Below are 13945 nucleotides of genomic sequence, written 5' to 3' on the forward strand. Positions count from 1 at the left end.
TCGCCGTCGGCGACGTGGCGGCCACCGACCCGCTGCGTAGCTCGGCCCGCAACCGGGGCGACGCGCTGGTGGCCCATAACGTCCGCGCCGAATTCGCAGGCCGGCGACTGCGCGGCTACCGCGCGCCGAGCCGGCGGTGGGGCTCGCTGCTGGGAATCCAGCCCGACGGGCTGGAGGTGTTCCTGCCGAGTGGAAAAGCCTTCCGGTTGCCCCCGTGGTCGGTGGAACGGGTGGTGATGCCGGGATTGGTCCGATGGGGCATGTACCGCGGGGTCCGCGCGAACGATCCGCTCCGCTGAGCAACGCAGCGCACCACCTCCCGGCGAGCAGACGCACAGGTCTCCCCTGTTCGCGGCGTGTCGCGGCGCCTTTGCGTCTGCTCGGCAGCCACCGGTGCGGCACGGCTACGATCGCGTCAATGCGAGTCCGGTCGGATCGGAGAGGGCGAAGCATCGGGTGAGCGATCCTGGGGTCGATGCGTTCGAGAAGCTGGTGGCGCGGCTGAACTATCCGATGTTCGTCGTCACCACGGCAGCCGACGGTGTGACGGCCGGCTGCCTGGTGGGCTTCGCCGGGCAGACCAGCATCCACCCGCCGCGCTTTCTGGTGGGCCTGTCCACGCGCAACCACACGTTCCGGGTGGCCGGGAGCGCCACCCACCTGGCGGTCCACGTGTTCGACCGGGAGCACCTCGACGTGGTCGAACTGTTCGGCGGGCAGACCGGCGACGACATCGACAAGTTCGAGCGCTGCTCCTGGCACCACGGCCCCGCGGACCTGCCCATCCTCGAGGATGCGGCCGCCTGGTTCGCCGGCGAGATCCTGGACCGGTTCGCCCTGGGTGACCACGTGGGGCATCTGCTGGAACCGGTGGACGGCTGCGCGCCACACGACCTGGAAAGCTGGGTGTGCTGGGGTGACGTCCGGGATCTGCAGCCGGGCCACGAGGCCTGAACGATGGGCTCTCCCCTCATGGGCCCGCGGGTGGGCTCCGTCGGCGGCATCACCGAACTGGCCGCTTTCTACGCCGATCCCCCAGACGGCTTGCGCGCCAACATGATCTTCAGCGCCGACGGCGCCGCCGCCTTCGGCGGTCGCGCCGGCCCGCTGTCGTGTCGGACCGATCAGCAGTTGCTGAAGGCCCTGCGCAGCTTCGCCGACGTGGTGCTGGTCGGTGCCGGCACCGCGCGTGCCGAGAACTACGGCCCGGTGCGGCTCACCGAGGCGCAGCGCGCCCGCCGGCTCTCCGAAGGCCGGCCCGAGCCGCCACCGATCGCCGTGATCAGCCGCAGCGGCGACCTGCCGTCCCGGCTGCTCGACGAGCCCGACCGTCCGCCGATCCTGCTCACCTGCGCACCCACGGCGGCCCGGTTCCGCGACGACCGGCGCCGGCGGGTTTTGGTGGCCGGCGAGGACTCGGTGGACGTGCCGCGGGCCCTGGAGCTGCTGCGCGAACGCGGAATGCCTCGCATCCTGTGCGAGGGCGGACCCACGCTGCTCGACGAACTGGTGGAGGCCGACGTGCTCGCCGAGATCTGTGTGACCCTGGCGCCCAACCTCGCCGCGAGCCAGCCGGTGGGCCGGCGGCCGCCGTCACGGCTGCGCGCGCCCGTCACGATGCGGCTCGAACACGCTTTGGTGTGCGAGGACTACCTCTACCTGAAGTACCGGCGCTGAGCTCGCTCGGCATGCAGCGGGCGAGGCCGCTTCCTATGCTGGGAAGGTCCGGGCGGAACGTGCATCGCCTCACCTGCGCGGCATCGTCTTGAGTCCATCGCCGTTCACATTCTCCGAGTTCGTAGAGGAGGGCCATCGGCCAGGTGAGCAGTGCACACGACGACAGCGACTACCGGAATCTGGCGGTGAACCGGCTGCGGCCCGACGAGCTCCAGTGGGCCCTGAACCATGATGCCGTGCATGGGATCGCCTACGCGTTCCGGCATCCCGTCGCCGTCGCCGATTCCAGCGACGATCCCGCGGACGACAGGAAAACCTATCTCGTGCGCGTCAGGCGCGAGGACCTGGCCGGTGCGCTGGACAAGATCAACGAGTGGATCGTCGCCAACCCGGGCACCGCTGGGATCCAGGCCTACGGATTCGTCAGGGCGCTGTCCCGGGAGGGGCGCAGCGAGCGGGCGGCCGGTGACGAGGAGCACCGTTAGAGGATGTAGAGCATCTCCTGATAGGTCGGTAGCGGCCACAAGTCGTCGGCCACGACGCCTTCCAACGTGTCGGCGGCGCCGCGCACCGCCTCCATCGCCGGCAGCAGCGCCTCTTGGGCATGCTCGGCGTCGTCGAGCGCCGAGGACCCCGAGTGCTCCGCCAGGGCCGCCTTCAGCGTCGCCAGCGCCTTCTCGAGTCCGGCCAGGGGGCCCGATACCGCTTGCAGCGCAGCCATACTCGGCTCCATGCCGGCGGCTTTGAGGGTCGCGACGTTCTGCGCGAGTTCGGTCTGGTAACGGATCGCCGCGGGCAGGATGACCGTCGTCCCGATCTCGAGCGTGAGCCTGGCCTCGACCGCGACCGTCAACGCGTACTGCTCCAGGCGCACCTCGTAGCGGCTGTGCAACTCGCGCTCGCTGAACACCCCGTACTTGGCGAACACGTCGATCGCTTCGGGCTTGATCAGCTCCGGGATGGCGTCCAGCGTGGTCTTGAGGTTCGGCAGCCCCCGTTCGGCGGCCTCGATCTGCCAGTTCTCTGAATAACCGTCCCCGTTGAACACCACCGCGCCGTGGTCGGTGATGATCTCGGTGAGCAGCTTCTGCACCGCCATGTCGAAGTTCTCGCCGTCCTCGAGTGCCTTCTCCAGGATGCTGGCCAGGTAGTCGAACGAGTCCGCCATGATCGTGTTGAGGACGATCATCGGCACAGCAACGGTCTGCCCGGAACCGGGTGCCCGGAACTCGAAGCGGTTGCCGGTGAACGCGAACGGGCTGGTGCGGTTGCGGTCACCGGGATCGGTCGGCAGCGGCGGGAGCGTGTCGACACCGATGATCATGGTGTCCTTGCCTTTCGACGAGGTGGCCGCGCCCTTGGCGATCTGCTCGAACACGTCGGCGAGCTGTTCGCCGAGAAAGATCGAGATGATCGCGGGCGGTGCCTCGTTGGCACCCAGCCGGTGGTCATTGGTGGCCGAGGCGACCGAGACGCGCAGCAGGCCGGCGAACTTGTGCACCGCGCGGATCACCGCCGCGCAGAACACCAGGAACTGGGCGTTGTCGTGGGGGTTGTCGCCGGGCACCAGCAATGAACCCAAGTCGGCGTTGCCTACCGAGAAGTTGACGTGCTTTCCCGACCCGTTGACCCCGGCGAACGGCTTCTCATGGAACAGGCATTCCATGCCGTGCTTTTTGGCCAGAGTCTTGAACACGGTCATCAGCAGCTGCTGGTGGTCGGAGGCCAGATTGGCCCGCTCGAACATCGGCGCGACCTCGAACTGGCCGGGTGCCACCTCGTTGTGCCGGGTTTTGGCGGGAATCCCGAGTTTGAACAATTCTCGTTCGGTGTCCATCATGAAGCCCAGGACGCGCTCGGGAATCGCACCGAAGTAGTGGTCGTCGAACTCCTGCCCTTTGGGTGGCCTGGCGCCGAACACGGTGCGGCCGGCGTTGACCAGATCCGGCCGCGCCAAAAAGAAGTGGCGGTCGACCAGGAAGTACTCCTGTTCGGGGCCGCAGAACGACACCACCTTCCCGGGGTCGGAGTGGCCGAACAACTTCAGGATGCGCTCGGCGTGGGTGCCCATGGCCTGCTGGCTGCGCAGCAGCGGCGTCTTGTAGTCCAGTGCCTCGCCGGTCATCGAGACGAACACAGTGGGGATGCACAGCGTGTTGCCGTTGGGGTTCTCCAGGATGTAGGCGGGGCTGGTGACGTCCCAGCCGGTGTAACCGCGCGCCTCGAAGGTGCTGCGCAACCCGCCCGAAGGGAAACTGGAGGCGTCCGGCTCACCCTGGATCAGCGTCTTGCCGGCGAACTCCGCCATCGTCTGGCCGTCGGAGACGGGTTCCAAGAAGCTGTCGTGCTTCTCGGCGGTCAGGCCGGTCATCGGATAGAACACGTGGGCGTAGTGGGTGGCGCCGCGCTCCAGCGCCCAGTCCTTCATGGCGACCGCGACCGCGTCAGCGACGGCGGGGTCCAGCCTGGCGCCTTTGTCGATGGTCGCCACGATGGACTTGTACACCGCTTTGGGCAGCCGGGCCTGCATCTCGGCCTTGGTGAAGACATTGCTGCCGAATATCCCGCCCGGGGTCTCGCCGGGGACGAAACTGACCGCGGGAGGCACGTATGCCTCGACGTTGTTGATGGCCTGCAGGCGAACCGAGTTGCCGCTCAATGAAATTCCTATCGCTGAGGGACTGCGCCTTTCCCGCGCAGACGACCTCACCTTAGGAACGTTCGATGGCAAACGTGTTACGCCGATGTCAACGGCATGTCCGCAACGGTTACCACCGTGCTTCGGACGCGGCCCGGGACCGCGACCGACCGCCTAGGACATCAGACGCGCGCTGGCGTCGTCCAGATCGTCGCGCAGCAGACCCATCGGAGCGACGGCGGGCACATCGCCGGCGGCGACGACGATGCGGGTGATCGGTGTGAGCGCCCGGAACAACGCCTCGACCTCCCCGTCATCGAGTGCGTCGAGCGCCGACAGAGACAGCGTGTCCGTCGCCGCCTCGATGCGGCCTTTCAGGTCCCGGCCGGCGTCGGTGAGCGACCCGTCGCCGTCGAGCAGGCCCCGCTCAGCCAGCGCCTGCTCGTGGTGACGCCACGCCGCCTCGTCGTAGTCGCGGACGCGGGCGATCACATCGCGCGGGATCCGCCCGGCCGCGGCGTGCAGCACGTTGGACTCGCGCCCGGAGACACCCGCGGCGGCCAGCACCGCGACGTGCGCGTCACCGCGCTGCTCGCGCAGCAGCGTCGTGGCGTGCCACAACGCGGCCAGCGGATCGTCCGGCCACGGCAAGGCGCGGTTCGCGGCGAACAGCGGCCGCCCGTCCAGCGGCGCCCGCCGCGCCGCCTTGCCTGCCAATTGCGCTGCCACCGTGACGTTTTCGTCCACACTCAGCCCGTAGCGCCGCAGCGCCGCCACCGCGGATTCCTGGCGTGCGCGCAGCGCGGCCTGCGGGCCGGCGATCTCCCAGGCCGCGGGCAGGGCCTTGGCGACCCGCTCGGGGGCGAAGTTGTAGAACATCGCGGTCACCACCTCGGCCGGCACCGGGCCCAGCGGGGCCGAACGGGCGGCGAAGTAGCCCATCCAGAAACCCCGGTAACCCAGCCCGTCCAACGCCGCCCGCGCTTCGGGCGCGAAGTACGTCACCGCGTGCACCGGCTCGAAACGGTCGAAGAAACGTCGCGCCAATTCCGGCTCTCTGGGCATGCCCGCAGTCAATCAGACACGCCCTCCCGGCGAATCGGCGCGTCCCTCAGCGATCCGCCGGCTCGTCGTCCTCGGCGTCGGCTGCGGTCAGCGGCATGGCCAGGTCTTCCAGCGACCGTTGTTCGGCCGCCACCCCCAGCCACAGTTCGACGAGGCCCGCAATCGCCATCACCGCCGCCCCGATGAGGAACGACCACATCACCTGCCCGCGCTGCCCGGAATCGATCAGCTGGCCGAACAGCAACGGCCCGGTGATGCCGCCGATCGCCGTACCCATCGCATAGAAGAAAGCGATTGCCAGCGCCCTGGTCTCCATCGGGAAGATCTCGCTGACGGTCAGGTAGGCCGCGCTCGCACCCGCCGACGCCAGGAAGAACGCCGCCGCGAGCACCGCGATGAAGGTCCACACACCGCCGGTCCGGGTCACGAACAGCACGGCGAGCACAACCACGACGGCGGCGGAACCGATGTAGGACATCGTGATCATCGGCTTACGGCCGACGGAGTCGAAAAGGTGCCCCAGCAGCAGGGGACCGAGAAAGTTGCTCAGCGCCCACACGACGAAGAACAGCGGCACCGTCCCGGAGGGGACCCCGTAGAACCCGCTCAACAGCGTCCCCAGGTTGAACGTGACGCCGTTGTAGAGGAACGCCTGCCCGATGAACAACGCCAGTCCAAGGACTGCGCGCCCGGGATACAGCGTGAAAGCCACCTTCGCGATCTCGGCAAACGAGATCGCCTCGCGCTGCAGCACTTTCAGCGGCCGACCTTCGGGTTCGGGAAGCGGTTCACCCGTTTCCCGCCGCACGTCCGCCTCGATGTCGCCGACAATTCGCTCGGCTTCCTGCTCGCGCCCGTGGATGAACAGCCAGCGTGGGCTTTCGGGGACGTTGCGCCGAACCAGCAGGACGAAGATGCCGAAGATCGCGCCGATACCGAACGCGAGCCGCCAGCCGACGTCGACCGGGAAGTGGGAGGTGTCGAGAAGAACCAGCGCCCCGGCCGCTCCCGCGGCAGACCCGAGCCAGTAGGTGCCGTTGATCACGAGGTCCACGCGACCGCGCACCCGCGCGGGGATCAGTTCGTCGATCGCGGAGTTGATCGCGGCGTATTCGCCCCCGATGCCGGCGCCGGTGAAGAAGCGCGTGACGAAGAAGTACCAGGGCGCGAAGGCGAATGCGGTCGCCACGGTGGAGATCAGGTAGAGCACCAGGGTCAGCATGAACAGGTTGCGCCGACCGAAGCGGTCGGTCAGGTGGCCGAAGAACAATGCGCCCACGCACGCCCCGGTGATGTAGATCGCGGCCGCCACACCGATCTGTGCGGCGTCCAGAGCGATGCCGCTGCCCTTTTCTGTGAGCCGGGCCGAGACGTTGCCGACCATGGTGACCTCGAGGCCGTCGAGAACCCAGACGCCGCCCAGACCGAGCACGACGCGCCAGTGGAACCGCGACCACGGGAGCCGGTCAAGGCGCGCCGGCACCTGGGTCGTGATCGTCCCGATCTGCGCACCTGTGCTCATCGTTGCTCCGTTCTGGGTCCGAGACCGGGTGGGTCACCGGTTGGCCGTCGCAAACTCAAGATTCCCAAGGTACTGACCACGCACCCCTGCGGCGGCCTGCGGGGCATGCCGGGGCGGCCAGGCAGGACGGACATGGTGGATTCGGCTACCGTTTACCTACCGTCGTGGTCGACGCCGAGGCGTCGCACGCGCGTCCGGAGGCAGCCATGACCCACACCTGGGCAATCACCGCGAAGTGGTCGACGATCCCGATTGCGGCCCTGCTCTTCGCGGCCCCGGCTGCGGCCGATCAGACCGACGACGCCTTCGTCGCGGCGTTGGACAAGCGCAGGATCGTCTTCCCGAGCGACGACGCCGCAGTCGCGGAGGCCAGAAACGTGTGCGCCAAGCTCGACAAAGGCCAGACACCGGCGGGCCTGACCCTGTCCCTCGCCAAAACAACGGCGCTGTCGGCCCGCGACGCCGGCTACTTCATCGGTGCTTCGGTGGCCTTCTATTGCCCGCAGCACAGGAGCGGCGCCGGAAGTGCGGTGCCCCCGCCCGGCAGGTGAGTCGAGCGCCCGGGGTCACAGGTCCCTCAACCTCGCCTCCTCGAGATCCAGGCTGCGCTCGATGGCCCGCAACACCGTCGCACTGATCCGGCCCTGCTGTCGCAAACCCACCACCATCGCCCGCTCCGCGGCGAGCATCCCCAGGCGCAGAACACGGTATTCGTCGGCCGGATAGCGCCGCTCCGCCGTGTCCCGGTCGGGTCCCTGCAGCCGGCGCACCCTGGAGGTGTAGAGGCTGCGCAGTGACGCGACCGCCGCGTCGGACTCGTCGCGCGCCTCGGGCTGTTCGCCGAGCCAGTCGAGCGCGGCAGTGGCCGCCTGTAATCGGGCCTCCCGCTCCTGGTCGCGCCAATCCTGGCGCCCCACCCCGAGCCTGCGGAGCAGCATCGGCAAGCTCATGCCCTGCATGACAAGCGTCACGACGACAACCGATGCCGCGACCACGATCACCAGATCACGATGCGGGAACGGGGAACCGTCGCCGAGTTGTAACGGCGTGGCCATCGCCGCGGCCAACGAAACGCCGCCGCGCATTCCGGCCCAGCCGATCACCGCCCGTTCCCGCCAGCTTGCTGGTTCGCCCGGATGGCGCCGCAGCCGCCTCAGCACCGGTCGCAGCAGCAGCTCCCACGCCAGGCGCGATCCCATGACCACGGCCAGCACCCCCGCGATGACCATCAACAGCGTCGAGGTGGGAAAACCGGGAACTGGGCGAACCACCCGGACCAACTGCATACCGACCAGCGTGAACAACGCACCGTTGAGCAGGAACACCATCACGTCCATGAACGCGAACGCCTGCAATCGGGCCCCGGGCGCAAACAGCCACCCGGAACGGGCACCGACATAGACCCCCGCCACGACGGTCGCCAGAATTCCCGACAAACCGGCCGCCTCTGCGAGCACATACGCCAGGTAGGGGGTAGCCAGGGACAGGGTGATCTCGAGCAAGGCCTGATCGAGCCGGCGGCGCAGACCGACCAGGACCCAGGCGATCACCAGGCCCAGCGCCGCGCCGCCCAGCGGCGCCACGAGAATTGTCTCCGCGATCTGCCCGGGCCGCACCACGCCCGCGGTCGCGGCAGTCACGGCCCCGACGTAGAGCACCAGCGCAGTGCCGTCGTTGATCAGTCCTTCGCCCTCGACAATGGTCACCAACCGCTCGGGCGCGTTGAGCCGGCGAAAGACCGCGGTGGCCGCGACCGTGTCAGTCGGCGCCACGACCGCTCCGGCTATCGCGGCGATGGTGATCGGCACGCCCGCGACACCGACCATCACCGCCATCACTCCCGCCATGGTCACCAGGACCAGGCCCACGGCCAACAGTCCGATCGAGCCGGCATTGGCGCGCAGGTCTTCCGGAGCGATGAAGTACGCGGCGTAGTAGACCAGCGGCGGCAGGAAGACGTAGAAGACGACGGAGGGCGACAGTTCCGGCGTGGGCGTCCACGGCGACAGGCTCAGCAGCGCACCCAACCCGACCAGAACCACCGGGTAGGGCACCCCGAACCGCTCGGACAGCCACCCCGCCAACGCGATTGCCAGCGGAAGGCACAGCAACAGGAACATCACTTGTGAGGTCATCGGCCCGGTCCTCCCGAAGGTGCGTTTCGTCCGTGCCGCGATGGGCCGGCGGTCATGACCCGCAAGTCGGCGGCGGCCTCACGCAGATTCGCGCGCCGACGTCCCGCCGTCGACGGTCAGCACCAGGCCGCTGGTGCGGGTACCCGCCGCGAGGTACAGCGCGGCCTCGCCGACGTCCTCGGGGGTCCCCTCCAGCGGCAGCGGGCGGTCCTTTTGCATCTTCTCGCGCGTCTTCCGCACGAATTTGTCGACGGCTTCCGGCCTCAGCCGCGGGACCGACGACGCGAGGATGGGCGTCGGAACTCCTCCGGGTGCAAGGCAGTTCACGCTGATGTCCAGCGGCGCCAGTTCGGTGGCCACGCTGCGGCTGAAATGGATGACCGCGGCTTTGGAGGCCCGGTAGGTCATCACGCCGCCGCCGGCCTGCAGGCCCCCGATCGACGCCACGTTGATGATGCTGCCGCCGTCGTGATCGGCCATGTGGCGCGCCGCCTGCTGGGTGCCGAGCATGACGCCCAGGACGTTGACCGCCATGACCTCGGCGAAGTCGCCGAGGTCGGCCTGCAGGAAGCTCCGGTGCATCGTGCTGGAGATGCCGGCGTTGTTGACCATCACGTCGAGGCCGCCGAAATGCCGCACCGCCGCGTCGACCACGGCGCTGATGTCCTCGGCGGACGAGACGTCGACGTGCTCGAACCGCGCGCGGTCACCGCACGCGTCGGCCAGTTGCCGTCCAGCGTCGTCGATGTCGGCGATGACCACCGAGGCGCCGGCATCGAGGAACGTGCGCACGACGCCCAGGCCGAGCCCGGAGGCGCCGCCGGTGACGATGGCGACCTTGCCGTCCAACCGTGGGGTCATCAACCGGTCCTTTCGGGTTCGTGGCGAATCCTGCCAGTGTGCTACACGGGTTATTCGATGGGTTCGTCGCCCAGCACGGTGGAGCGCAGCATCTCCCGCGCCGAGTTCGGGTCATAGGGCGCCGCGCGGTGCAGCACGCCGCGGTTGTCCCAGATGACGGTGTCGCCGACCGACCAGGCGTGGCTGTACACGATCCCGGGTTCGGTGGCGCGCGCGAGCAACTCGTCCAGCAGCGTCGTCCTTGATCGGGGTGCACCCGTCGATGTGCCAGTCGAAGGTCGCCTTCAGGTATTCCGCCGAGGAGTTCTTGAACCGGTCCAGCGTGATCGGGTAGATCCCGGCGACTGGCCGCACCGATGCCGGAGGCCCCGCCGGTCACCACCGCCACCCGCGGTGTGCTCATTCGTAGACCACCCTGACCCTGCGGCTGGTGGGCAGCGCCTGACAGGTCAGCACCCATCCGACCTCGACCTCGTCGGCTTCGAGGGCGTCATTGTTGACCATGCGGGCACTCCCCTCGGCCAGCCGGTCCATACACGTTTCACAGGAACCGATCTCGCAGGACGAGGGCGGGTACAGCCCCGCCATGCGGGCGGTCTGCAGCAGGGTGTCCCCCGGCTATGGGCCACGGTGGTGGCGGCGCCGTTCAGTTCGATGACGACCTCCTCGGTGACGGCATCCCCGGCCCGGGCCAGCACGGTGTCGACCATCAGGTGTCCACGTGGTCGTTGAAAAGCTCATTGCTGATGCCCTTTTCGACGATCCGGCCCAGCAACTCGCGCAGCGTCTGCTGCTCCTCGGCGGTCAGCACGCCGAACACCTTGTCGTGTGCGGCCACCGCGTCGCTGACGACGGTGGCGGCGACGTCGCGCCCTTCGCCGGTCAGGTAGGCCTGCAGGATGCGCCCGTGCTGGGGATTCTGCTTCCGCTCTACCAGGCCGCGGCGCTCCAGCGAGGTGAGCGCGAACTGAACCCCTTGGGGGCTGATCAACAGGCGACGGGCCAGTTCCGCGCCCGACAGGCCGGGCTCGTTGGCCAGCTGGCGCAGCACACCGATCTGCGCGGTGCTCACACCGTGCTCGCTCATCGCATCGTTGATGGACGTCAGAGAATGGTAGAAAGCCTGTTTGAGCAGCCACATGATGTTATCGGTGAGTTCCATGCCCGCCTCCCCGCCCGATGACGTCCTTGTAAACCTGGCCGCTTTTCATCACGAAGGGCACGTCGAGCGTGACGCCGATGTCCCGGGCGGGATCGCCCGGCACGGCGATGACGTCGGCGAGGTAACCCGGCGCGAGCCGGCCCAGTTCGTCGTCGGCTTCGACGAGTTCGGCAGCCACCACCGTGGCGGCCCGGATGGCCTGCATCGGCGTCATGCCGCGGTCCACCAGCGCCTGCAGTTCCCTGGCGTTCTGGCCGTGCGGGATCGCCGGGGCGTCGTTCCCACAGGCGATCCGGACCCCGGCGGCAATCGCCTTGGGCAGCATGGCCTTCGCGCGGAGGAAGACGTCCTCGGCCTTCTTGCGCAGCTCCGGGGCGATCCGGTCGATCGCCATCGCCTCGGTCAGATACGTGGTGGAGACCAGGAAGGTGCCGTGATCGACCATCATCTGAATCGTGTCGTCGCCAGCCAGGCGTGCGCGGCCACCCGCACCCCGGCCCGATGTGCCTCGTCGGCGATGGCGGCGAACTCGGCGTCGGAATACTGCTGGGAGACCGGCGCGGTGCTGTGCGACATGACCCCGCCCGACGCGGACACCTTGATCAGCTTGGCGCCGTGCCGAATCCGGTAGCGGACGCAGGCGATCACGTCCGGCACCCCGTTGGCGATGCCCTCGGCCACCGACAGCGGCATGATGCCGGGCGCGAGCCGCTGAAAGACCGTCGGGTCCAGGTGCCCCCCGTAGGGGGTGAGGGCGTGGCCCGCGGGGTAGATGCGCGGGCCGGCGTGCCAGCCGTTGTCGATGGCGCGCTGCAGCGCGACGTCGAGCAGGTAGCCGCCGGTCTTGACCATGAGCCCGAGGTTGCGCACCGTGGTGAAACCGGCCTCCAGCGTGGTGCGCGCGTTCACCGCGCCGCGCAGCGTCCGGTACGCCGGGTCGTCCTGGACGCCGTGCATCGGTGCCGGCAGGCCCTCGGGGCCACCGGGGTCGCCGGGGCCGCCGATGAGCAGGTTGAGTTCCATGTCCATCAGGCCCGGCAGCAGCGTGACGTCCCCCAGGTCGACGACAGCGGCCGAATCCGGCAGGGGCCCTTCGGGGTTGATCGCGGCGATGCGGTCGCCGTCGATCACCACGACCGCCGGCGAGCGGATCTGCCCGGCGACGACGTCGGCCCAGCGCGCCGCCCGCAGGACGACAGCGCCGGTTACCGGAACGGTCACGGAAAGGGCTCCGAGACGCAGTCCAGCGTCGACGCCCCGGAGTCGGGAACCCGGGGCTGCTTCCAGCACTCCACCGGAAACGACACCATGATCATCGGGTACAGCAGGTGCATGAGATTGAGCACGTCGTCGGGCAGGTCGTCGAGCGGGAACTTGTCGCCGTAGGCCAGCGCCTCCTCGGCGCGCGGGGTGATCGCGTCGTAAAAGGCCTTCATCTCGGTCATCGAGCTGGCCAGCCGCTTGGCGTAGCGCTGCGACTCCGAGGGCAGGCACCAGTCGGCGAAGGGCTCGAGGTCGGCGAATTCGGTCGGCAGCGTTGCGGTCATCGTGCTGCGGCTCCCGCCGTTGCGGAGGTCGACAGGTAGCGCTCGATCCAGGCCGCGGTCTCCCTGTGCAGGTGGCGCAGCAGGATCTCCTGGTCGTTGAGCAAAAACCTTTCCACCCAACGGGACTCGATCATCGCCTGGGTCGCCTCGAGCGTGTTGGCGTCCTGCAGCCCGTACTCCTTGAACGTCACGGCCGCCAGCTCCTGGGCCGCCCGCTCGCGCGGGGTGCGCGGCCGCGGGAAATGCAACGTGCCTTCGAAGAGGTGGCTGTTGTACGACGTCGGCCAGTAGTGGTAGGTCAGATACCAGCCCTGGCCCCAGAACAGGATGACGAAGTTGGGCAACAGCTGGAACGAATCCAGGCCCCACGGGTCACATTTCGCCGGGTTGAGCCCCGCGGGCATAGCGCCCAAATCCTGCTTGTCCCAGGGGCCGAACAGCCCGCTGCGACAGATGTCATCCATCGGCTTGCGCAGTCCGGGTGCCATCTCCCAGGCGCGCACACCCGACGTGCTGACCAGCCGGTGCGGACCTTCCAGTCGGTAGTCCGGGGCTTCGAAGCCGGCCTCGGCGGCCGCCTTCGAATAGGCCGAGGGCGACTGGTTCGCGTGCAGCACCGGCGCGTGGTAGAACTCCTGGAACGCGTCCATGTAGAGCTTCCAGTTCGCCTTCACCTGCGAGCGGTAATGCCAGCGCGAGGTCAGCTTGCCGAACGGGTAACCCTCCAGGTCGGTGATCATCGGCCCGAGGAACTTGCGCAGCGATTGTTCGGGCCACTTGGCGAAGTTGACGAAGATGAAGCCTTCCCAGACCTCGCAGTGCACCGGCACCAGCCCGTAGCGCCTCTTGTCGAGGTCGAAGAACTCGTCTTCCTGCTGCACGAAGGTCAGGTTGCCGTCCAGGTCGTAGCGCCAGCCGTGGTACTTGCAGGTGAACTGCCGGCACACCCCGCTGGTCTTCTCGAGCAGCATGTCGTTCCACACCAGCTTGTTGCCGCGATGCCGGCAGATGTTGTGATACGCCTTGACGTCCCCGGCTGCCGCGCGCACCAGGATGATCGAGGTTTTCACGACCACTAGCTCTTTGGTGAAGTAGCTGCCCTTTCGCCGAAGTTGTTCCACCCGGCCCACATTGAGCCAGGCGCGTGTGAAGATGGCCTCGCGCTCGAGCTCGTGGACCTCCGGGCTGATGGAGTCCTCGTACGACACCGGTTCGGTGCCCAGCTGCGGGTAATGCTGCGTCCAGCTGTCCTCCGGCGGCTTGGGGAATCGCGCCATCCTGCCTACCCCTCTCGACCCCGTGACCCGGCCCGGCATGCGCCGGGAGCGTGCAGCGCCG

The 13945-nt window shown here is 68.4% G+C and carries 12 protein-coding genes and 4 pseudogenes; 5 read left to right on the forward strand and 11 right to left on the reverse strand.

What is annotated here, in order from left to right:
- The 4 genes and pseudogenes from AC2VOK_RS15870 to AC2VOK_RS15885 all read left to right on the forward strand — a co-directional run.
- Nucleotides 1–299: pseudogene (locus AC2VOK_RS15870) on the forward strand (pyridine nucleotide-disulfide oxidoreductase); the annotation flags it as partial.
- A gap of 157 nt (nucleotides 300–456) precedes the next feature.
- Nucleotides 457–954 carry a flavin reductase family protein gene (locus AC2VOK_RS15875; RefSeq protein ID WP_428901343.1) on the forward strand — a complete coding sequence of 166 codons (498 nt, stop codon included), beginning with the start codon at nucleotides 457–459 and terminating at the stop codon, nucleotides 952–954.
- Between the two features lie 3 nt (nucleotides 955–957).
- Nucleotides 958–1677 (forward strand): pyrimidine reductase family protein, encoded by a 720-nt coding sequence (locus AC2VOK_RS15880; RefSeq protein ID WP_428901344.1) that lies wholly within the window; start codon nucleotides 958–960, stop codon nucleotides 1675–1677.
- A gap of 143 nt (nucleotides 1678–1820) precedes the next feature.
- Nucleotides 1821–2162, forward strand: a complete 342-nt coding sequence (locus AC2VOK_RS15885) for a hypothetical protein (protein ID WP_428901345.1) — start codon at nucleotides 1821–1823, stop codon at nucleotides 2160–2162.
- Here the strand turns inward: AC2VOK_RS15885 and AC2VOK_RS15890 are convergent.
- The 3 genes from AC2VOK_RS15890 to AC2VOK_RS15900 all read right to left on the reverse strand — a co-directional run bounded on the left by AC2VOK_RS15890 (nucleotide 2159) and on the right by AC2VOK_RS15900 (nucleotide 6902).
- Nucleotides 2159–4336, reverse strand: coding sequence for a glutamine synthetase III family protein (locus AC2VOK_RS15890; RefSeq protein ID WP_428901346.1), 2178 nt, complete (start codon nucleotides 4334–4336; stop codon nucleotides 2159–2161). The genes AC2VOK_RS15885 and AC2VOK_RS15890 overlap by 4 nt on opposite strands.
- 153 nt (nucleotides 4337–4489) lie before the next feature.
- A complete protein-coding gene (locus tag AC2VOK_RS15895) occupies nucleotides 4490–5380 on the reverse strand; it encodes an SCO6745 family protein (RefSeq protein ID WP_428901347.1) in 891 nt (296 codons plus the stop codon).
- A gap of 46 nt (nucleotides 5381–5426) precedes the next feature.
- On the reverse strand, nucleotides 5427–6902 hold the full coding sequence (locus tag AC2VOK_RS15900; RefSeq protein ID WP_428901348.1) for an MFS transporter: 1476 nt from the start codon (nucleotides 6900–6902) through the stop codon (nucleotides 5427–5429).
- A gap of 164 nt (nucleotides 6903–7066) precedes the next feature.
- On the opposite strand from AC2VOK_RS15900, the gene AC2VOK_RS15905 reads away from it, so the two are divergent.
- On the forward strand, nucleotides 7067–7453 hold the full coding sequence (locus AC2VOK_RS15905; RefSeq protein WP_428901349.1) for a DUF732 domain-containing protein: 387 nt from the start codon (nucleotides 7067–7069) through the stop codon (nucleotides 7451–7453).
- A gap of 15 nt (nucleotides 7454–7468) precedes the next feature.
- On the opposite strand, the gene AC2VOK_RS15910 is transcribed toward AC2VOK_RS15905, so the two are convergent.
- The 8 genes and pseudogenes from AC2VOK_RS15910 to AC2VOK_RS15945 all read right to left on the reverse strand — a co-directional run bounded on the left by AC2VOK_RS15910 (nucleotide 7469) and on the right by AC2VOK_RS15945 (nucleotide 13884).
- Nucleotides 7469–9037: a Na+/H+ antiporter gene (locus tag AC2VOK_RS15910; RefSeq protein ID WP_428901350.1), complete on the reverse strand. Its 1569-nt coding sequence runs from the start codon at nucleotides 9035–9037 to the stop codon at nucleotides 7469–7471.
- 78 nt (nucleotides 9038–9115) lie between these two features.
- Nucleotides 9116–9898: an SDR family oxidoreductase gene (locus tag AC2VOK_RS15915; RefSeq protein ID WP_428901351.1), complete on the reverse strand. Its 783-nt coding sequence runs from the start codon at nucleotides 9896–9898 to the stop codon at nucleotides 9116–9118.
- Nucleotides 9899–9948: 50 nt separating this feature from the next.
- Nucleotides 9949–10246, reverse strand: a pseudogene (locus AC2VOK_RS15920) (TauD/TfdA dioxygenase family protein); the annotation flags it as partial.
- A gap of 51 nt (nucleotides 10247–10297) precedes the next feature.
- Nucleotides 10298–10563, reverse strand: a pseudogene (locus tag AC2VOK_RS15925) (2Fe-2S iron-sulfur cluster-binding protein); the annotation flags it as partial.
- 44 nt (nucleotides 10564–10607) lie between these two features.
- Complete coding sequence (locus tag AC2VOK_RS15930) at nucleotides 10608–11060, reverse strand: MarR family winged helix-turn-helix transcriptional regulator (RefSeq protein ID WP_428901352.1); 453 nt, start codon at nucleotides 11058–11060, stop codon at nucleotides 10608–10610.
- A pseudogene (locus AC2VOK_RS15935) lies at nucleotides 11044–12281 on the reverse strand (metal-dependent hydrolase family protein). Before AC2VOK_RS15935 ends, AC2VOK_RS15930 begins: the two are co-directional and overlap by 17 nt.
- Nucleotides 12278–12607 (reverse strand): hypothetical protein, encoded by a 330-nt coding sequence (locus AC2VOK_RS15940; RefSeq protein ID WP_428901353.1) that lies wholly within the window; start codon nucleotides 12605–12607, stop codon nucleotides 12278–12280. Before AC2VOK_RS15940 ends, AC2VOK_RS15935 begins: the two are co-directional and overlap by 4 nt.
- Entirely contained in the window at nucleotides 12604–13884 is a 1281-nt protein-coding gene (locus AC2VOK_RS15945; RefSeq protein ID WP_428901354.1) for an aromatic ring-hydroxylating oxygenase subunit alpha, read from the reverse strand. The genes AC2VOK_RS15940 and AC2VOK_RS15945 overlap by 4 nt, the downstream gene beginning before the upstream one ends.
- Nucleotides 13885–13945: the final 61 nt, after the last annotated feature.

The organism is Mycobacterium sp. TH-M116 (genome assembly GCF_057473685.1).